The organism is Providencia rustigianii (genome assembly GCF_900637755.1).
In the GTDB taxonomy this organism is placed as follows: Bacteria; Pseudomonadota; Gammaproteobacteria; order Enterobacterales; family Enterobacteriaceae; genus Providencia; species Providencia rustigianii.
The window spans coordinates 20,717-40,920 of sequence record NZ_LR134396.1; the positions used below are offsets into that span (position 1 = coordinate 20,717).

The 20,204-nt window shown below is 41.6% G+C and carries 18 protein-coding genes; 9 read left to right on the forward strand and 9 right to left on the reverse strand.

Going from position 1 to position 20,204, the window contains the following annotated elements; translation table 11 throughout:
- The first annotated feature begins 6 nt into the window (after nt 1-6).
- From EL244_RS00095 to EL244_RS00105, 3 genes are read left to right on the forward strand one after another with little or no spacing between them, the layout of a single operon-like run.
- Entirely contained in the window at nt 7-384 is a 378-nt protein-coding gene (locus tag EL244_RS00095; RefSeq protein ID WP_006816133.1) for a RidA family protein, read from the forward strand.
- Nucleotides 385-399: 15 nt separating this feature from the next.
- Nucleotides 400-1,653 carry an MFS transporter gene (locus EL244_RS00100; RefSeq protein WP_006816132.1) on the forward strand — a complete coding sequence of 418 codons (1,254 nt, stop codon included), beginning with the start codon at nt 400-402 and terminating at the stop codon, nt 1,651-1,653.
- Between the two features lie 23 nt (nt 1,654-1,676).
- Nucleotides 1,677-2,651, forward strand: a complete 975-nt coding sequence (locus tag EL244_RS00105) for a sugar phosphate isomerase/epimerase family protein (protein WP_112835799.1) — start codon at nt 1,677-1,679, stop codon at nt 2,649-2,651.
- An 83-nt stretch (nt 2,652-2,734) separates the two neighbouring features.
- On the opposite strand, the gene EL244_RS00110 is transcribed toward EL244_RS00105, so the two are convergent.
- Complete coding sequence (locus EL244_RS00110; RefSeq protein WP_112835800.1) at nt 2,735-3,811, reverse strand: nitrilase-related carbon-nitrogen hydrolase; 1,077 nt, start codon at nt 3,809-3,811, stop codon at nt 2,735-2,737.
- A 566-nt stretch (nt 3,812-4,377) separates the two neighbouring features.
- On the opposite strand from EL244_RS00110, the gene EL244_RS00115 reads away from it, so the two are divergent.
- Nucleotides 4,378-5,670, forward strand: a complete 1,293-nt coding sequence (locus tag EL244_RS00115) for an MFS transporter (protein ID WP_126457867.1) — start codon at nt 4,378-4,380, stop codon at nt 5,668-5,670.
- Nucleotides 5,671-5,722: 52 nt separating this feature from the next.
- On the opposite strand, the gene EL244_RS00120 is transcribed toward EL244_RS00115, so the two are convergent.
- The 3 genes from EL244_RS00120 to EL244_RS00130 all read right to left on the reverse strand — a co-directional run bounded on the left by EL244_RS00120 (nt 5,723) and on the right by EL244_RS00130 (nt 8,730).
- Nucleotides 5,723-6,370, reverse strand: coding sequence for a 3-keto-L-gulonate-6-phosphate decarboxylase UlaD (locus EL244_RS00120; protein ID WP_006816128.1), 648 nt, complete (start codon nt 6,368-6,370; stop codon nt 5,723-5,725).
- 49 nt (nt 6,371-6,419) lie between these two features.
- Nucleotides 6,420-6,887: a PTS sugar transporter subunit IIA gene (locus EL244_RS00125; RefSeq protein WP_006816127.1), complete on the reverse strand. Its 468-nt coding sequence runs from the start codon at nt 6,885-6,887 to the stop codon at nt 6,420-6,422.
- Between the two features lie 67 nt (nt 6,888-6,954).
- Entirely contained in the window at nt 6,955-8,730 is a 1,776-nt protein-coding gene (locus EL244_RS00130; protein WP_126457870.1) for a PTS ascorbate-specific subunit IIBC, read from the reverse strand.
- A gap of 404 nt (nt 8,731-9,134) precedes the next feature.
- Between EL244_RS00130 and ulaR the strand changes: the two genes are divergently transcribed.
- The 5 genes from ulaR to EL244_RS00155 all read left to right on the forward strand — a co-directional run bounded on the left by ulaR (nt 9,135) and on the right by EL244_RS00155 (nt 13,163).
- Nucleotides 9,135-9,884 carry an HTH-type transcriptional regulator UlaR gene (ulaR, locus tag EL244_RS00135; protein WP_006816125.1) on the forward strand — a complete coding sequence of 250 codons (750 nt, stop codon included), beginning with the start codon at nt 9,135-9,137 and terminating at the stop codon, nt 9,882-9,884.
- Between the two features lie 116 nt (nt 9,885-10,000).
- A complete protein-coding gene (gene ulaG, locus EL244_RS00140) occupies nt 10,001-11,068 on the forward strand; it encodes an L-ascorbate 6-phosphate lactonase (RefSeq protein ID WP_006816124.1) in 1,068 nt (355 codons plus the stop codon).
- A gap of 161 nt (nt 11,069-11,229) precedes the next feature.
- Nucleotides 11,230-11,916, forward strand: a complete 687-nt coding sequence (locus EL244_RS00145; RefSeq protein WP_126457872.1) for a hypothetical protein — start codon at nt 11,230-11,232, stop codon at nt 11,914-11,916.
- Nucleotides 11,917-11,931: 15 nt separating this feature from the next.
- Nucleotides 11,932-12,456 carry a sigma-70 family RNA polymerase sigma factor gene (locus EL244_RS00150; RefSeq protein WP_126457874.1) on the forward strand — a complete coding sequence of 175 codons (525 nt, stop codon included), beginning with the start codon at nt 11,932-11,934 and terminating at the stop codon, nt 12,454-12,456.
- Nucleotides 12,441-13,163 carry a hypothetical protein gene (locus tag EL244_RS00155; protein ID WP_039855839.1) on the forward strand — a complete coding sequence of 241 codons (723 nt, stop codon included), beginning with the start codon at nt 12,441-12,443 and terminating at the stop codon, nt 13,161-13,163. The genes EL244_RS00150 and EL244_RS00155 overlap by 16 nt, the downstream gene beginning before the upstream one ends.
- A 57-nt stretch (nt 13,164-13,220) precedes the next feature.
- Here EL244_RS00155 and EL244_RS00160 read toward each other — a convergent pair whose 3' ends face one another.
- From EL244_RS00160 to atpD, 5 genes are all read right to left on the reverse strand, one after another.
- Nucleotides 13,221-14,516, reverse strand: a complete 1,296-nt coding sequence (locus EL244_RS00160) for an SLC13 family permease (RefSeq protein WP_126457877.1) — start codon at nt 14,514-14,516, stop codon at nt 13,221-13,223.
- A gap of 253 nt (nt 14,517-14,769) precedes the next feature.
- A complete protein-coding gene (gene glmS, locus EL244_RS00165; RefSeq protein WP_112835808.1) occupies nt 14,770-16,602 on the reverse strand; it encodes a glutamine--fructose-6-phosphate transaminase (isomerizing) in 1,833 nt (610 codons plus the stop codon).
- Nucleotides 16,603-16,846: 244 nt separating this feature from the next.
- Nucleotides 16,847-18,217: a bifunctional UDP-N-acetylglucosamine diphosphorylase/glucosamine-1-phosphate N-acetyltransferase GlmU gene (gene glmU / locus EL244_RS00170; RefSeq protein ID WP_126457880.1), complete on the reverse strand. Its 1,371-nt coding sequence runs from the start codon at nt 18,215-18,217 to the stop codon at nt 16,847-16,849.
- A 123-nt stretch (nt 18,218-18,340) separates the two neighbouring features.
- Complete coding sequence (locus tag EL244_RS00175) at nt 18,341-18,766, reverse strand: F0F1 ATP synthase subunit epsilon (protein WP_006816117.1); 426 nt, start codon at nt 18,764-18,766, stop codon at nt 18,341-18,343.
- 21 nt (nt 18,767-18,787) lie between these two features.
- A complete protein-coding gene (gene atpD / locus EL244_RS00180) occupies nt 18,788-20,170 on the reverse strand; it encodes a F0F1 ATP synthase subunit beta (RefSeq protein WP_006816116.1) in 1,383 nt (460 codons plus the stop codon).
- Between the last annotated feature and the right edge of the window lie 34 nt (nt 20,171-20,204).

Genomic DNA, 20,204 nt, shown 5'->3' on the forward strand with positions numbered 1-20,204 from the left:
TGAAAAATGATCATCTCAACCACCAATGCCCCAAAAGCTATCGGCCCTTATTCTCAAGCAAGACAAGTTGGCAACACGGTCTATATTTCTGGCTGCTGCCCTTTTCACCATGAAGATGGCTCGATTGTTGGAACGGATATTACTGAGCAAACACATCAAGTGATGAAAAATTTGCAGGCTATCGTTGAAGCCGCTGGATTGACAATGAATGACATTGTGAAAACCACCTGCTTTATCAGCGATATGAATAACTTTGTGACATTTAATGGGATCTACCAGTCTTATTTCTCTGAAGGCATCTACCCAGCTCGTTCATGTGTGGAAGTTTCTCGTCTACCAAAAGATGTGTTGATTGAAGTTGAGGCTGTCGTTGTAAAACAATAATAACAAGGCGGATGTATGAATAAGTGGATAAGACTTAGTTTTCTCATTCTTGGTGCTGGAACCATTTTCAAGTTATCCAGCATGAAAGATGTTTTCTATGTTCCTATGCAGCAAGATTGGGGACTAACTAATGCCCAAATTGGTTTTGGTTTTACTGTTTACACCATTGTCCAAACCATTGGTCTATTTTCATCGTTATATATTGCGGATAGATTTTCGAAAAAAATCCTTCTACCCGTGGGCTTAATTGGTGTTGGACTCTGTGGGGCATACTTATCCACTCTTCCTCCATTTACAGGTTATCTGATTGCGTTTGCCATCATGGCATTATTTGCAGATGTGATTTACTGGCCTGTACTACTTAAAGCCGTCCGTTTGCTGGGTGATAAAAAAGAGCAAGGGCGTCTGTTTGGTTTCCTAGAGGCAGGTCGTGGCGTTGTCGACGTCATTATTGCTTCCGGTGCACTCTATGTTTTCGTCCTGTTTGGTGAAGGTAAAGCCGGCATGCAAGCGGGATTAATGTTCTACACCATCGTGACGGTACTTATCGGTGTCATCACCTATTTCATCGTAACCGATGATGATAAAAAAGTGGTTGAAAACGCCTCAGAAGCTAACAAACAAGTTATTGAAGGGATAAAAAGTGTCATCAAATGTCCTAACTTGTGGTTAGCCTCGATGACTATCTTCTTTATCTATGCATCATACTGTGGATTGACTTACTTCATTCCATTCTTGAAAGATATCTATGCGCTACCAATTGCGTTGATTGGGGCTTACGGAATTATTAACCAATATGCACTGAAGATGGTTGGTGGTCCAATTGGTGGATTCTTATCCGATAAAGTTTTTAAATCACCGACTAAATTCTTACAGTTCACCTGTTTATTATCCGCGGTTGCAATGGGTCTGTTTATGCTACTGCCCCATGAAACAATGAACGTTTATTTAGGCATGGCGGCAACCTTAGGATTCGGGGCGATTATTTTCTGCCAACGCGCTATCTTCTTCGCACCAATGGAAGAAATTGGAACTAAACGTGAATATGCCGGATCGGCAATGGCATTCGCTTGTATTCTTGGCTATATGCCGGCCATGTTCGCCTACGCTATCTATGGTTCTTTCTTAGATAACTACCCAGGAATTACCGGTTATAACTTTGTTTTTAGCATGATGATCATGTTCAGTTTACTCGGTTTTGTGACAGCTAAAATCTTAACTAAACGCATCAAACAACGCGAAGCTGACACTGCCACAGCGAATGAATAGACTTGAAATCACAGGTGAAAAAAATGACTAATATTGAAGCCCAAAAAATTATTGAACGAATTGATTCAATGCCGCTGTATCTTCATGCTTATGCATTCCATTTAAACATGAGAAAAGAGCGAATTTTACCCGATGATTTATTAGAGATAGCGAAAAAGCTTTATTTAACTGGCGCTAAAATCCATGTTGAAGATGGCGAAACTCAAGCACTGAAAACTATGAGTGACGAGCAATTAGAGGCATTTGGACAAAAAGCCAAAGAGTATAATCTCGACCTTAAAATTGAAACTAGCTCATCCGCAGCTAGCGCTATTGATGAAGCGGTACATATTGCGTTGAAAACCGGGGCAAGTTCTATTCGCTTTTACCCTCGCTATGAAGGCAACCTGCAAGACGTACTTCAAAAGGTCAAAGGAGATATCCAATACATCAAAGATACTCACGAACATACCGGTTTAAAATTTGTCATCGAACAACATGAAGACTTGAAAAGTCATGAGCTAAATCAGTTAGTTGAAGAAGCGGATTTTCCTAACTTTTCCCTACTGTTTGATTTTGGCAACATGTTCAACGCCAATGAACTGCCATTAGATGCTTTCGATAAAATGAAAGATAATATTACTCAGGTTCATATGAAAGATGCGGTTCGTGTTCCTGAAGGCAAAGGTTTTGGTCATAAAGCCAGCCTGTCTGGTGAAGGTGAAGTCCCATTCAAAACATTGTTGAAAAAACTGATTTGTTTAGGTGACGAAAAGCCGCAAGTGGTCTCTTTTGGGTTAGAGGAAGAAGTGGATTATTACGCTCCTGCATTTCGTTTTGATGATGAAGGCGATAACCCGTGGATCCCATACCGCGGTGCAAGTGAAACCCCAATGCCAACTGAAGGGCTTGATGCCCGACTAGAAAAAGAGATGAATGACGCCATAAACCAACTCGCTTTTGTGCGAAATATTGCTGAAGAATTAAAACAAGAAGCGATCGCAGTTCTCAATAAATAGCGATATTTCCACTCAATAAAAAATCCGATTTCGTGATAAACGTTATCGGATTTTTTTATGTGAAAATAGATAGAATTTGTCAGCTATTTTTTATCGTAAACACTCGGTACAAATACGTTTCTTTCGATCATTTTCTCGATTTGTTTATTCAAAATGGTTTCGCGATAGTGTTTATGATTTCCTTGCGGCTCATGTAAATAGGTATTTTTCGGGTAGATTGGGTTTTCATAAATTAGCTGAGCACATTCGGTACGAATATCTTTCAACCAGTTACTCACCGAGGCATTAGAGCGGTGATAACGCATGGCTTCAATATCAATCACCCCATACACATAGGTTGAGCCGTTGGTATCTTCTTGTTTACCAACAATTTTACCCTTGTAATCCACAATCAATGAACGCCCACCACCGCAATCAATTGGCGCTTGCGTGGTTGGGAACATGTACATTGAACCGATGTTAGGTGCGACCACGTAGAAGTTATTCTCCAATGCTCGGGCACGGTTAGAAATTTCAAATAGATCATTTTCAGTGAAGGGTGTCGGTAGAGAAGCTCGATAGACAACTTCCGCTCCATTCAATGCTAGACCGCGCCCATTTTCGGGGAAGTTGCCTTCCATCGCCATCATGATCCCTAAACGACCAATTTCAGTGTCAACGACAGGCCAAAAAGATTGTAATGAGCGCCCATATTTTTTTATCCATTCATCGTAGAGATCATGGGGAGAAGCGGAGCGTTCACAAGGTAATAACGATGACATTTTGTGATGCTTAAGAATGATGTTTCCCTTTGGATCAATAACGAAACCAACGTTAAACATAATACCCGGCCAGTCTGGGTCACGGGTTTTTGCCTGAGCCATGATGAACACATTCTGTGATTTGGCCAGCTCCCCTAATCGGTCAGTTTCAGGCCCCGGAATATCAATAGCGCCATCATTTAAGAATTCTGCAATAGGTAAATCTAGCGCTTCATCATTAAAACCTTGTAAAGCCCCTTCAGGGAGAACTAATAATCGAACAGGAAGATCCAGCGACGATAACCATAACGCGCCATGGGATAGTTCCTCAAGATGGTCGATATTTTTCATAATATCGCTACGCGTTTTTATTCCCCAAGTGGTCGGAACTAAACCCACAACACCGTATGGCTTGATCATAATTATTCTCCGATTTTATTTTCGCATGGTCTGCATTGCATCATTCAAAAACTAAACTCATCGAATATTATGTATATGTTAATTTTATGTCAAACAAATATTAAATTAACCATATCGAATGATAAATCATGATATTCACCTGATTAATTCGCACTATTAAAATAATTATTTATATATTAACAAAATACCAACTGCTTTATTTTTAATAAATATCACCTTACGTTACAGTTAAAAATAAATCAATATTATCAATGCATTGATTATTTTATCCATATTTTAATTACTAATCTAAATTAATTAAGGAAATTATTTCTATTTTATAAATTAAATTAATAAGACATCAACTCTTAAATTTAATTAATGAAATAACCCGAAACAAAAGCTGCAAAGAATATCCATTAAATGCATTTATTGTACATTTCATTAACATTTCTATTGTGATTTAACCTAAAAAAGTAAAGTGTATTTGCGGCTTCCCAGATTTTAAAAAATAGATTTTCAGATTTAAAAAAATATAAGTACTTGCCATTAAAAATATCAGTCGAATTACGATTAGAGAGTGATTTATGACAATACAAACATCTGAAATTACATCTGTATCCTCCAAGCGTACTACCTTTAAAGTGATGTTAGTTTGCTGGTTAAGCATCCTATTTGAAGGTTATGACGTCGGTGTCATGGGGGCAGTTTTACCAACGCTATCTGAATATAAAGAGTGGAATTTAACACCAATAGAATTAGGCGCACTCAGTAGCTATACCTTAGTCGGTATGTTTTTTGGCGCATTTATTATCGGTACATTAAGTGAGTTATACGGTCGACGACGCATGTTGTTAATTTGTGTCACGCTATTTTCGACCACCATGCTAGCAACCGCTTTAGCGCCAACACCTTGGTTTTTTGGTCTGATGCGTTTTATTGGAGGGATTGGGCTAGGCGGTGTCATTCCCGTTGCCGCCGCACTAACCATTGAATATTCACCAACTGAAAAACGTTCATTTAACTATGCCATTATGTACTCAGGTTACTCACTCGGTATTCTATGTGCAGCATTAGTCGCCATTGCCATACTAAGCCAATTTGGTTGGCGGGGCGTGATGATTGTGGGGTCATTGCCTTTATTACTTATCTGGCCAATGGCTCGATTACTTCCTGAATCCATTGAATATCTCAATAACCGAGGACAACACGATAAAGCGAAAAAGCTCGCTGAAAAACTCGAAGTGGCTTATCAAGAACCCATAAAAAATGAAAAGCAATCATCACGGAGTTTAAAAGAAGTCGTCGCCATCATTTTTTCAAAAGACTATCTCCGTGCAACCTGCTGCTTTTGGGTTGCACTATTTTGTGGTGGATTCATTGTTTATGGTTTAAATACGTGGTTGCCGTCAATCATGCGCAAAGAAGGCTACGATCTCGGCTCGAGTTTAACCTTCTTAGTGGTATTTAGTTTATCGTCGGCATTAGGCGGATTATTCCTCGGAAAAGTTGCTGATAGATGTGGAGCCAGAGGTACGGTTGCCTTTTTCTTCATGCTCGGTGCACTTGGCATCGGTTTGATGGTCTTCAAGCAAAGTATCTATATGAACTATCTGCTGGTGGGTATTGCTGGCATCGGATGCATCTCCGCGCCGCTAATTTTAACTGGCTATGTCGCCCATTTCTATCCATCAAGTGTTAGAGCATCAGCGACGGGTTGGACGATGAGTATTTCTCGTATTGGTGCTATGTCAGGGCCGATGTTTGGTGCTTATATTGCGAGTTTAGGTGTTGCCAGCAGCTGGAACTTTGCGGCATTTTCTGCGGTTACGATTATTGGCGGCATTGCCGTGATGCTATTACCAAGTAAACGGCTCTAGAGAGTAAACCGATGATCCCCTCTCGATAACAGAGGGGATTTCTCGATGATTCTTATTTCCAGAAACGTGCTATTTGAGTACGCAGTGCCTCCGCCGTTGATTTACCTTTCTCACCAACCAATGCTCGCCCTGCGATAAATGCCTTCGCTTTAATACCTTCAAATAAATGAATATCTTCTGGAACGATGCCCCCGGTGATAGACAGTTCGAGTCCTAAATCTGAAAGCTGGCGCATTTTAGTCAAATCATCAGAAGCCCAGCCAATACCAGCCAGTTCTGCATCTCTAGAGCGGTGATAAATAGCTTGTTTTATCCCTAAATCTACCCATTTTTTAGCATCATCTAGCGTCCAATTACCATACAGTTCAATTTGAATTTCTCTATCAAATTCGTCGGCAATTTTTTTGCATGCTTCAATGGTCGCAATGTGTGCAGCGGCAGAAACTGTAATCCAATCAGCTCCAGCCTCAAATGCCATACGCGATAAAATTGCGCCGCCATCCGTGGTTTTCATATCGCAGACAATGATATGCGATGGATGATTCTTACGCAGTGTTGAGACGGCTTTCATTCCTTCTGCAAACGCTAAAATAGTACCAATTTCGATGATATCGACAAAAGATTCCACATTATTAGCAACATGAATTGCATCACTAAGATTAGTTTGGTCTAACGCGATTTGAATAAGAGGCTGAGTCATCTGATTATCCTAATTTTTTATTTATAAAATGGCGATACCGAATGGGCACTTACGCTAATGCAGCATCAATAACCTGATAAACATCTTCAGCACTCATGCAGCGACGAATTTTATCGAGATCGATACCGGTTTCACTCTCTTCATCATCAAGAACTTGAGTGACTTCCATTAGCCCTTCCATATGTTCATCTGACGAGCTTCCCGCTAACGTAATCAACACATCGACGGGCTCATCCTCCCCATCAAAGAAAATAGGATTTTTCAGTGTGACAAGGGCAAATGCCGTTTTTAATACCCCATTTTCAGGGCGAGCATGAGGTAACGCTAAATTAGGGGCAATACAAATATAAGGACCCAACTCTTTCACACTACGAATAATTTCATCATGGTAATCTGATAAAATCGCTCCAGACGCAATCAACATATCCGTACCAATTTTAATCGCATCCTGCCAGTTATCCGCTGAAGCTTGTAGCTGTATAGAATTATTATCTATCAGTGATTGTTTAAAACCCATGGCATTGTTCTCCTTGGTTCATAGATATCAAACTGAATGATATCTATGACTAATTTAGTTATTAATTTTATTTAGAACCGCTAAAGTTATTATGAATAATTGCCAGTAACTCATCACCGAATGAATGGGGATTGAGCATGTTCTGTACACCCAGTACGAATTTACCTTCTCCCGCATCCATTTCAGAAGAAAGGTGTTTTGATGACACTATAATGTCTGTATTAGCGAGTTTTGATTTGTAATCAGAAACAGCACATGAATCCATAACATGCGGGATCCCTTTACCTTCAAGATATTTAGCAATTTTCATCTTCATCATCATCGATGAGCCTTGCCCATTGCCACATACGGCAAGAATACTGACGGGTCTGATAGTGTTTACTTGTGGAGTATCTTGAGTAACAGAGGTGGTGTCGACGGTAGCGTCAGATTGCGTCGAAGATATAACTTCCATGGCAGCTTGTGCATCTTCTTCGGCACGTAATCTTTTTGATGCGAAATACATATAGACAAAAGATAAACCAATTATGACAAAGAAGAAGTATTTGGAGAATGAGAGTCCTTGCATCACAGGCGGGAAAACTAATGCCCAATCAGCCATTCCCATCCAACCACTAAAATCCGTTCCTTGTCGACTAAACAATGAAATTGCCCATGCAGACCCAAACACCTCAATAATTCCCATGACAAAACAGATTTTCATGACCGCTTTCCAACCACCAAAATGGTTGGCAAACACGCCAATAGTGGCGTTGGAGAAGAACATAGGAATAAAGCCAGGAATAATCATGATCGGGGAGCTAAATGCCAACATGGTCAGCACCGCAGCAAATTGCCCTAATGCCCCCCACATAAAGCCGAATACCATGGCGTTTGGCGAAAAGGCATAGATAGCGGCACAGTCAATGGCTAAAACAGCATTAGGAATAACCCGTTCAGAAATCCCTTTAAATGCTTCAGATAACTCAGCCACAAACATCCGCACCCCCGTCACAATGATTTGAATTGCCACGGCGAATTTCAAACCCGTTTCCAGAATGTAGATACTCCAATGTGTCTTTCCTGCCATTTCTTGCAAATTAGTCAGACCAAAAGAGAGCAAAATAATACCGAAAAATACGGTCATTACGATGGCAGTGGCAGCAATACTGTCATGAAAAATGTGTAGCCACTTCGGTAATTTTAAGTTATCAACACTGTCATTTTTATCACCGAGTTTATGCGCCACTTTGGTAGCAACCCATGAAGCGAATTGCTGCTGGTGACCGATAGAAAATCCAGCTCCACCAGTAACCGCCTCTGTAGGTTTAAACATAATATTGGATGAAATACCCCAATATAACGCCATCAATACCGCGGAATAGATAATGGTTTCCCACATGCTGGTACCCAGCACGAAATAGAATACAGCGATTAACCCCGCTTGCTGGAACATAATATGCCCAGTCAACATGATGGTTCGGATCCCCGTAATACGTCGAAAGAGAACCAATAATATATTGATCGCCAGGGCGATAAGAACGGTGTAACCCACCCACGAATAATTATCCCCCATGGTTTCCATGGTGGCCATCATTGAGGTATAGGGGTCAATAACTGAACCGGTAAGATGATGATATTCAGACATTTTTGCAATGACTGGTTTAAAGCTGGAAACGAGAGTATCGGCTCCAACCTGCACTAACATAAAGCCGACAATTGTTTTGATCGTTCCTTTCAGGATGGTTGTTCCATCTCTTTTTAGAAGCCAGTAGCCAATTAATGTCACCAATCCCAGTAATAAAGGGGCTTTCGTCATCACTTGGCTGTAAAAAATATAGAATGAGTTGTACAGAAAATCCATATTTTTACCCCTAAACCAAATTTAGTTTGAATTATTATCTAATTTAAAAATACATTACCCTGATCCCATACAAGCATTCTCACGCTATAATCAAACTGCTCATCAATTTAATCACTAAAATGCACACAGGAATCACAAGTAATCACCAAATGCTCACTTATGATTATTTTAATTGCTACTTTTTGACCAGTAAAAAACCATACTTTTGTTGTGCTGATCACAACAAATATAGTAAAAACGATATTTTACAATAAGTTATTTATTTTATTTAGCATGGGTAATTTTTAAGTTTAGCTAGTTGACAATTTTCATAATGATCATATAGAATCAAATCAAATCATTTTGAATCATAACTTGTCATCGCTAAATACTGAAAATGATTATACAGAAATAAGGCGCTAGACATGAATGAGACACAAAGACATTATGAAATTTTGTCTTTACTGAAAAAAAATCAAATCATTAACGTATCTTTTATTACTGACCATTTTAATATTTCCCCAGCAACAGCACGTCGAGATATCGCAAAACTCGATGAGCAAGGAAAACTAAAAAAAATACGTAATGGCGCAGAGCGCATTGAAGAAAAAAGAAATAAATGGTCACCATTGAATAGCACTGACCATTATGAAGAAAAATCACAGATTGCCGTCAAAGCTGCTGAGCTTTGTCAGCCGGGAGATAGCGTTGTCGTCAACTGTGGTTCAACCGCCTTTCTTCTTGGGCAACAACTGTGTGGCAAAGGTGTACAAATAGTGACTAACTATTTCCCGCTAGCCAGTTATTTAATTGAAGAAGAACATGAAGATGTGGTGCTCATTGGTGGGCAATATAATCGCACACAAGGTATTTTCTTGAACCCAGCGCTTAGTACATTAATGGGGTATGCCGGAAACTGGATGTTTACGTCAGGAAAAGGGCTCACGGAAACTGGGCTATACAAAACAGATATGCTGACTGCGGTCGCTGAACAACAAATGTTAGATCGCATAGATAAATTAGTTGTCGTCGTGGATAGCTCTAAAGTGGGAAACCGAACAGGTATGTTATTTTGCCCCACCAATAAAATTGACTATCTGATCACAGGTAAAAACGCCGACCCTAAAATTATCCAAGCCATCGAAGCACAAGGCACTCACGTCATTCTCGTATAATTAGATTTAATTATCTAATTCAATGAATTAACAAATTTATTCTGTATTTCGCCTTATTTCTATAAATAAGGCGCTAATCCCTTACATTTGAAATTCTGGATAGGAAAGGTGTTGCTATGAGTAAAGTAAATGAAATTACCCGTGAATCTTGGATTTTAAGCACGTTTCCAGAATGGGGAACTTGGCTCAATGAAGAGATCGAAAAAACCGTTGTAGAACCAAACACATTCTCAATGTGGTGGCTCGGATGTACTGGTATTTGGTTGAAAAGCGAAGGTAACACTAATATTTCTATCGATTTTTGGTGTGGTACAGGTAAAAAAACCCAGAAAAATCCATTAATGAATCAGCAACACCAAATGATGAGAATGGGGGGAGTTGAAGCATTACAGCCTAATTTGCGCACCTCAATTTTCCCATTGGATCCCTTTGCTATCAAGAATGTCGATGCGATTTTAGCCTCCCATGACCATGCTGATCACATTGATGTTAACGTGGCAGCTGCTGTTCTACAAAACTGTGGTGACCATGTGAAATTTATTGGTCCACAAGCCTGTGTAAACCTATGGACTGGTTGGGGCGTACCGGAAGATCGCTGCATTGTGGCCAAAGTGGGTGATGTCATTGAAGTGGGCGATATGAAAATCCGTGTTCTGGATTCTTTTGACCGAACTGCACTCGTGACGCTACCAAAAGGCGTTTCGTCTTATGATAAAGAGATTTTAGATGGTATGGATGAGCGCGCGGTGAACTACTTGATTGAAACCACAGGCGGTTCTGTTTATCACTCTGGAGATTCCCACTATTCAAACTATTATGCCGCACATGGCAATCGCTATAATATCGATGTGGCATTATTGTCATTCGGTGAAAATCCTCGCGGAGTCACCGATAAAATGACCTCTTCCGATATCTTACGCGCCGCAGAATCTTTAGACTGCACCACCGTGATTCCATTCCATCATGACATTTGGGCTAACTTCCAAAATGATCCTCGTGAAATTGAAGTCTTGTGGAACATGAAAAAAGAGCGCTTACAATATAAATTTGCCCCATTCTTCTGGCAAGTTGGCGGCAAATATACTTACCCAACCGATAAAGGACGCATGCATTATCAGCATTTCAGAGGCTTCCAAGATATCTTTAAAAATGAACCAGAACTACCGTATAAAGCCTTCTTGTAAGATTTTTCGCATCGTTTCATTGCGCTTTTTCGACCTGATAATCAACATTATCAGGTCTTTTTCTATCAAAAAATGCCCTAAAAAATATTTTCAATTCCCTGCATCCAAATTCATTTCCTTGTCGTCTCTCTTATTGATACCCATACAACAAGGAAATAATAATGAACATTCGCATCGCAGCCACTCTGTTAAGCCTGTTTGCCTTTTCAGCAACAGCCTCCGATATTTCAACTCAGCAAACCACACTAGGTCAGGTTTATACCAATAACCAAGGTATGACGCTCTATTACTTTGATAATGATAAACCTGATCAATCCGTTTGCTATGATGATTGCGCCAAACTCTGGCCACCATTATTAGTAAACGATGAAACGTCATCCCTGCCCGGTTTAAATAAAATCCAACGTAAAGATGGAAAAATGCAGTGGGCAATGAACCACCAACCTCTCTATTTGTGGAGTAAAGATCAAAAACCCGGTGATATTACCGGTGCAGGCGTTAAAAATATTTGGTCAATTGCTCGAGCAGACAACATACCCGTCAATGTATATAGCACCAATAACGGTAAGGTTTTAACCAATAAAGCGAAGATGTCGCTCTACACCTTCACTAAAGACAGTGATGGACTATCATCATGTAATGGTGATTGCGCGATTAAGTGGCCACCATTAGCGGCACAACAAGGTGATGTAGCCAGTGCTCCATTTAGCGTTGTCTCTCGCCAAGATGGTACCTATCAATGGGCTTACCAAGGCAAACCATTGTATACATGGATAAACGATAAGAAACCGGGCGATATCACAGGCGATAAAGTGGCAAATGCTTGGAACTTGGTTGTTTTGCCATAACGTTATGAGGTGAACGTGAGCGCAGAAAGCAATGAGCTAGAAACATTATTTTCGCAGATAAAACTGGGAGATCAGCACGCTTTTGAGCGATTTTATAGCCTAACAAATCGTAAGTTATATGGGCTGTTGGTCAATATCGTCGCCGATCGTGACATAGCGGCGGATCTCCTGCATGAAGGATATCTCAAGATCTGGTTCTCTGCATCGAGCCATTATGTGATATCGCCTTGGGCATGGTGCTGTCAGTTAATGCGTAATTTAGCGATAGATCATGTTAGAAAACAGGGGCGAATGCCGAAGTTTGAAGATATAGATCTCTCTTTAGAAATTGCTATTGATGATCCTGTTACTGAAGCTTCACAGAAGCTTGACCACTGTTTTCTCGCGCTCACCACTGAAAAACAGCAAGCCATAAAGCTTGCTTATATTCATGGTTATTCTCATGAAGAAATCGTGAAGCGCCTTGCTCATCCTCTTGGCACTATCAAATCATGGATACGACGAGGCTTAAAGGAGCTAAAACAATGCATAAGCGCCTAACACCGCTTCGTTATAGCAACCCAGCCATACGCGAACATTTGGTGAGCCAGTATGTGCTCGGCACATTATCAACCAACGCCAGAAAGCGCTTAGAATCCTTGATGGCTAGCGATACCTCTTGGACTGAATTAGTCACACAGTGGCATGCATACCTTTATAGGCTAGAACCAATGGCAGTAGATAAGCCACCAGCATGGGTATGGAAAGATATCAAATCGGTGATCAGTAAAAAAGAAAAAATACCGTTTTATCACCGTGTTTGGCGATACAAATGGTCACTCATCCCATGGGTGTGTTCTCTCTTTTTGTTCGTTTTTTCCAGCGTGATGTTACTGCAACCAACCCCTCAAGTTGCTACGCCGAGCTATATCGCCACCATGTCATCTCAAGAGAGAAATGACCATTTTGTACTGATGGCATACAAAGGGGATAAACCCGGAAAATCACGCCTTCAGTTGGAATGGAACAGCCAATATCCGTTACCGGAAGGTCATATGGGAAATGCGATGATTTGGGCTAAGAATAAGGTAACAGGAGAAATTTCACTACTGGGACGTTTTGATGAATTGCAGTCCACTCGCTTACTCACCCCAACTGAGTGGAAAATGATCAAAAATAGTAGCGAGCTTTTGATCACCGAAAATAGTGAACCAAACAGCACGCTCTTATTTAAAGGAGCATGTATTGAGTTACTAAGTTCCACTTAATACCGCCATACTTCATTGAAAAAGGTCAGCATTTTTTACAATGCCGACCTTTTTTCACTAAGGGATCACACCCAGTAATTTAAACCAAAAATAATCGAGGGGAACAAGTAAAACAAAGGTCAAAATAAACAGAATGAGGCATAGGCGGATCCCATCCATTAGCGGCACTCTTCCCATTCCCATTGCGACGATAATCGGTGAAGCTTGATAAGGCAGCAGCGGTGTTGAGTAGCCAATCACTTGGATCATTAAAACGGCAATTAACGGTAAGCCCGTCGCCGTAGAAAGCGATTCTGCTAATGGTGTATACAATGCAGGAACGCCGTTAGCTGTGACCACAAAGTTTAACCCGCTGGTTAACCCAACTAGGCTACCGAAATCCATAAATGGGCTATTCAGGTCTAATGGCAACATTTTCTGCAAGTAAGTGCCTACCACCATGCCTACATTTGAGTAACTAACCAACGTAGCAAGGCTTAAGATCCCCGCCACATAAATACAGGTGCGGATATTGACCGCTTTTACAAATTCATCGTTTGTGACGAAGCCCACTTTCGGCAATAAACAGAAACACGCAGCCACCAGCCCAACCCAAGCGGGCGATATTCCATGCGTGGTATCTGTAATCCAAAAAAGTAAGGTTATCGCCAATATAATACCGAGTTTTTTCTCATTACGGCTCATTGGCGGTAAGCTTTTCTGCTCACCAATAGGCTGTAATTTTGCTGGAAAAAGGAAGTAGATGCACAAAACCACCAGCGCCCCTTTTAGCAGCCCCAAAATCGGCATATGGAGAAATAAGTAATTTAGATAGGATAATTTGATGCCGTAAGTGGTTTCTATGGCACCAGCCATCACTAGATTGGGAACGTTTGCTGGTAAAACCGTGGCAGAAAGTTGGAAAGTGCCAAACCCCACCGCCAACGCTAAACCAATTCGCCCGCGGCTACCACTGACTAACCCCACTTTGTCCGCAATCGCCATCACGATCGGCATTAGTAGCGCAATTCGCCCCATATTTGACGGCATAATAAAGGCTAATCCATACGCCAGAATGACCACGCCAATAATCAATTTTAACCATGAACTGGTGAAACGCCCTGATATATGTTGGGCAATACGCTCTGCCAACCCAACTTTATTGATAGCAAATCCCAGAATAAACCCGCTAAGAACAAGCCAAAAGGCTTCTGAGGTGAATCCCGAAAACAAAATGTTGGTAGGTGCCAGATGTAAGCATGCAGCAGCTGCAAAAAACAGCAATGCGACTAAATACTCAGGCAATTTGCCTGTCGCCCAAAACCCTATTGTGATTGCGATGACAACTGCACTGAGCCATTCAAATTCTGCCATCTACTTCGCCCTATTATAATTTTTAGCGGTCAAATTTATTGCTTAATACTACACCAAACAATTTAAGGAGCACTAAAAATTGGTAGGGAATATATAAATACGTAATTAATTAAATATCGTCAGATTTTTATCAATTAACCTGATAGTTTTTGTGGCTTATTAGCCCTATTTTAGGTGGGAAAAGCAATAAAAAACCGATATAACTGATTAGGTTATATCGGCTATATTTTTAACTTTTTATATCAGCGTGCGATTACTCTACCGTCACTGATTTTGCCAAGTTACGCGGCTGATCGACGTCTGTACCTTTGATTAAAGCAACATGGTAAGACAGTAATTGCAGTGGCACCGTATAGAAAATTGGCGCGATTAACTCTTCCACATGTGGCAGAGAAATAATCTTCATGTTTTCACTTGCTACAAAGCCAGCATCTTGGTCAGCGAACACATACAGCAAACCGCCACGAGCACGAACTTCTTCAATGTTAGATTTTAATTTTTCTAACAGTTCGTTGTTCGGTGCGATGATAATCACTGGCATATCCGCATCAATCAGTGCTAATGGGCCGTGTTTTAACTCACCTGCCGCATAAGCTTCCGCATGGATATAAGAGATCTCTTTCAGTTTTAACGCACCCTCTACCGCGATCGGGAATTGTTCCCCGCGACCTAAGAATAGTGCGTGATTTTTATCAGAGAAATCCTCTGCTAAAGCTTCGATCACTTTATCCTGTGACAGCATGCTTTCGATGCGAGCAGGTAGAGCATGCAGGGCATGAGCAATACTTTCTTCCAGTTCAGGTTTAGCGCCTTTTAAACGTCCCATATATGCCACCAGCATTAATAGAACGGTTAATTGAGTGGTAAACGCTTTCGTCGAAGCAACGCCAATTTCAGCACCCGCTTTGGTCATCAGTGCAAATTCAGATTCGCGAACTAATGAAGAGCCGCCCACGTTACAAATTGCCAACGATGTTAAGTAACCTAACTCTTTAGACAGGCGTAAAGCCGCTAAAGTATCTGCCGTTTCCCCTGATTGGGAAATGGTGATCATCAAACTACCTTTACGGTGAGCCGGTTTACGGTAGCGATATTCAGACGCAATTTCCACGTCACAAGGGATACCGGCTAAAGATTCAAACCAGTAACGCGCAACCATTCCCGCGTTGAAGGATGTTCCACAAGCGACAATTTGGATATGGTCAACTTGAGACAAAATTTCACTGGCTTTAGGACCTAACTCACTGAGGTCGATACCGTTATCTTGGCTAAAACGCCCTTCAAGCGTATTTTTAATTGCCATCGGTTGTTCATAGATCTCTTTTTGCATGTAATGGCGGTAAGCGCCTTTATCACCTGCATCGTACTGAACACTCGATTCAATTTGCTCGCGCTCAACCGCGTCACCCTGCTTATCAAAAATACGCACAGTGCGACGAGTGACTTCAGCAATATCCCCTTCTTCAAGGTAGATAAAGCGGCGAGTCACTGGCAATAGTGCCAGTTGGTCGGAAGCTAAGAAATTTTCACCAACACCTAACCCGATAACTAATGGGCTACCAGAACGTGCTGCAACTAATAATTCAGGATTACGGCTATCCATAATAACGGTACCGTAAGCGCCGCGTAATTGAGGAATAACACGTTGAACAACATCCAGTAATTCACCACCTTTTTGTTGTTCATGATGAACAAGGTGAGCAATCACTTCAGTGTCAGTGTCTGAACTGAAAATATAGCCAAGCTGTTTTAGCTCTTCTTTCAGCTCTAAATAGTTTTCGATAATCCCGTTATGGACAACGGCAATATAGCCCGAGGTATGAGGGTGAGCATTACGCTCACTCGGAACACCGTGAGTCGCCCAACGAGTATGTGCAATCCCCGTTCCTCCAGATACTGGATTTTTTTCAGCTTCTTCCGCCAGCATTTGTACTTTACCGACTTCACGTAAGCGTTGAAGATGACCTTCATGGTCAACAACCGCCATACCCGCAGAGTCATAACCACGGTATTCTAAACGGCGAAGACCTTCTAATAGAATTTCCGCGATATCACGTTGTGCGACTGCACCAACAATTCCACACATATTAAGTTATTCCTAAATAAAGGGGATTTCCCCTCTTTGTGTCGCAACCTGATTGTTATACAGCTTTCACTGTTCCCCAGCCTTGTAGAAACGGGGATATTTTATTGTTCTATTTTGATATGTAGCTTTGTTGCTACTTTATATCAATATCTTTCTTTTTATATTAAAAACGACAGACTCACATTGCTAAATACTTATACTGCTTATCATAGGAGAGATAATCATATCTCTCCTCAATCTTTACTTATTTTTTCTTTACCGGACGCTGCCAGTTTTTAATGTGTGTTTGTTTTACGCGGCTTACTACCAACTCGCCCTCGTGAACATCTCGAGTGACCGTGGTACCAGCCCCGATGGTCGCACCATTCGCCACACATACTGGAGCGACTAACTGCGTATCGGACCCTACAAACACATCATTACCAATAACGGTTTTAAACTTATTCGCGCCATCGTAGTTACATGTAATGGTTCCAGCGCCAATATTTACATTGTCACCGATTTGAGCATCACCCAAATAACTTAAATGACCGGCTTTCGATCCTAAACCTAATGAGGCATTTTTCATTTCCACAAAGTTACCTACGTGGGATTTTGCCGCCAATTTAGCACCTGGACGTAAACGAGTGAAAGGACCAACCGTACATTCTGTCGATAATTCAGAATTTTCAATGACGGTATATGGGCTGATAACTGAGTTATCGCCAATCACACAGTCTTTCAACACGCAGCCTGTTTGGATGTGGACATTGTTACCCAATGTCACGTTACCTTCGATGATAACGTTAGTGTCAATCACCACATCACGACCATGAGTTAAGGTTCCACGAATATCAAAACGTGCAGGATCAATGAGCATCACTCCCGCCAGCAGTAACTTCTCAGCCTGTTCTTTTTGATAGATACGCTCTAACGCAGCAAGTTGCAGGCGGTTATTAACCCCTTCCATTTCACTGAGATGGCTTGGGTGAACAGTGGCAATCTTGTTACCTTCTTGATGTGCAAGAGCAATAATATCGGTAATATAGTATTCGCCTTGCGCATTGTTATTGTTCAATTGGGCTAACCAGCGGTTAAAATCTTTTCCGCTCGCGACCATAATGCCAGTATTGATTTCTTGGATTTTACGTTGTTCTTCAGACGCATCTTTTTGTTCGATGATCCCAACAACTTCACCATTTTCGCGGATAATACGACCATAACCCATTGGGTTATCTAAAATAACCGTCAGTAATCCAATACCGCCTTCAGGTTTGACTGCAATAAGACGCTGCAAAGTATCTTTGGATATTAAAGGAACGTCGCCATACAGCATGATGATGTCTTCATCATCTTGGAAATGAGGTGCAGCTTGCTGCATTGCATGGCCAGTACCCAATTGCTCAGCTTGCAGAACCCAGTTTAAGTTTTGTTCACCCAGTTTTTCTTTCAGTAAATCACCGCCATGTCCGTATACCAGATGAATATCCGATGCACCGATTGATTTCGCAGTATCAATCACATGCTGAACCATTGGTTTACCTGCCAGTAAATGCAGAACTTTCGGTAAGTCTGAATACATCCTAGTGCCTTTACCGGCAGCTAAAATCACGACACTTTTTCTTTGCACAGTCATATTTTCCTGAAACTCCAACTTTGGGGTGAAAGTAAACCTATTTCCTGCATAAATTACTACATATTTCGCACAAATAAAAAAGCCAGTTAGTCAAACTAACTGGCTTTTCTTATATTGCTATCATTACATTAGCTTTTTAGTTAACTCGATAACTCGAAGTTTCGCTATTGCTTTTGCAAGTTCTGCTGATGCCTGAGCATAATCAACATCGCCGTGTGCTTTGCGGATATGTTCTTCCGCTTTGCGTTTAGCTTCCACTGCACGAGCTTCGTCTAAATCTTTACCACGGATCGCTGTATCAGCAAGTACGATAACACCAGTTGGTTGAACTTCTAAGATACCGCCTGAGAGGTAAATTAGTTCTTCTTCACCAAACTGCTTGGTAATGCGTACCATGCCTGGTTTTATGGCAGTCAGCAGAGGGGTATGCTGTGGATAAATCCCCAGCTCACCTTCACTACCTGTCACCTGAACTTTCTGTACTCGGCCGTCAAACATCTGTTTTTCAGCACTAACAACGGTCAGGTGGAATGTCATTGCAGATACCATATCAACCCCTCGTCAGATGGATTAAAGCGTTTTCGCTTTTTCCACAGCTTCGTCAATGGTACCAACCATATAGAACGCTTGTTCTGGCAGGTGGTCGTAGTCACCGTTCAGGATACCGCTGAAGCCACGAATGGTGTCTTTCAGAGAAACGAACTTACCTGGTGAACCAGTAAAGACTTCAGCAACGAAGAATGGTTGAGACAGGAAGCGCTGGATCTTACGAGCACGAGCAACAACCAGTTTGTCTTCTTCAGACAATTCATCCATACCTAGGATTGCAATGATATCTTTCAGTTCTTGGTAACGTTGCAGAATTGACTGAACGCCACGAGCGACATCATAGTGCTCTTGACCAACGACGAGTGGGTCTAATTGACGGCTGGTGGAATCCAGAGGGTCAACCGCAGGGTAGATACCCAGAGATGCGATTTGACGGCTCAGAACTACGGTTGCGTCTAAGTGAGCAAATGTTGTTGCTGGTGATGGGTCAGTTAAGTCATCCGCAGGAACGTAAACCGCTTGAACAGACGTGATAGAACCGGTTTTGGTAGAAGTGATACGTTCTTGTAGAACACCCATCTCTTCTGCCAATGTTGGCTGATAACCTACCGCTGAAGGCATACGACCTAACAGTGCTGATACTTCAGTACCTGCCAGTGTATAACGATAAATGTTGTCAACGAACAGCAGTACGTCACGACCTTCGTCACGGAATTTTTCAGCCATAGTCAGACCAGTCAGCGCAACACGCAGACGGTTTCCTGGTGGCTCGTTCATCTGGCCATAAACCAGTGATACTTTATCCAGAACGTTAGAATCAGTCATTTCATGATAGAAGTCGTTACCTTCACGGGTACGCTCACCAACACCAGCGAATACTGAGTAACCTGAGTGCTCAATCGCGATGTTACGGATCAGTTCCATCATGTTTACTGTTTTACCAACACCCGCACCACCGAACAGACCAACTTTACCACCTTTCGCGAATGGACAGATTAAGTCCATTACTTTGATACCGGTTTCTAGCAGTTCTGTTGAGTTAGCTAATTCTTCATAGCTTGGCGCTGAACGGTGAATAGACCAGCGCTCTTCTTCGCCGATATCACCTTTCATATCAATAGGGTCACCCAGAACGTTCATGATACGTCCCAGAGTTGCTTTACCTACTGGTACTTCAATTGGGTGTTCTAAGTTTACAACTTCTAAACCACGGCTCAGACCATCTGATGTACCCATTGCGATACAACGGACAACACCACCGCCTAACTGCTGCTGAACTTCCAACACCAGTTTTTCTTTACCGTTAATAACCTCAAGAGCATCGTACACTTTTGGTACGCTATCTTGAGGGAACTCGACGTCCACAACGGCGCCGATTACCTGGATAATCTTTCCAGTAGCCATCTTGAATCCTCTACGTAATTCGTAAACCTAGCTG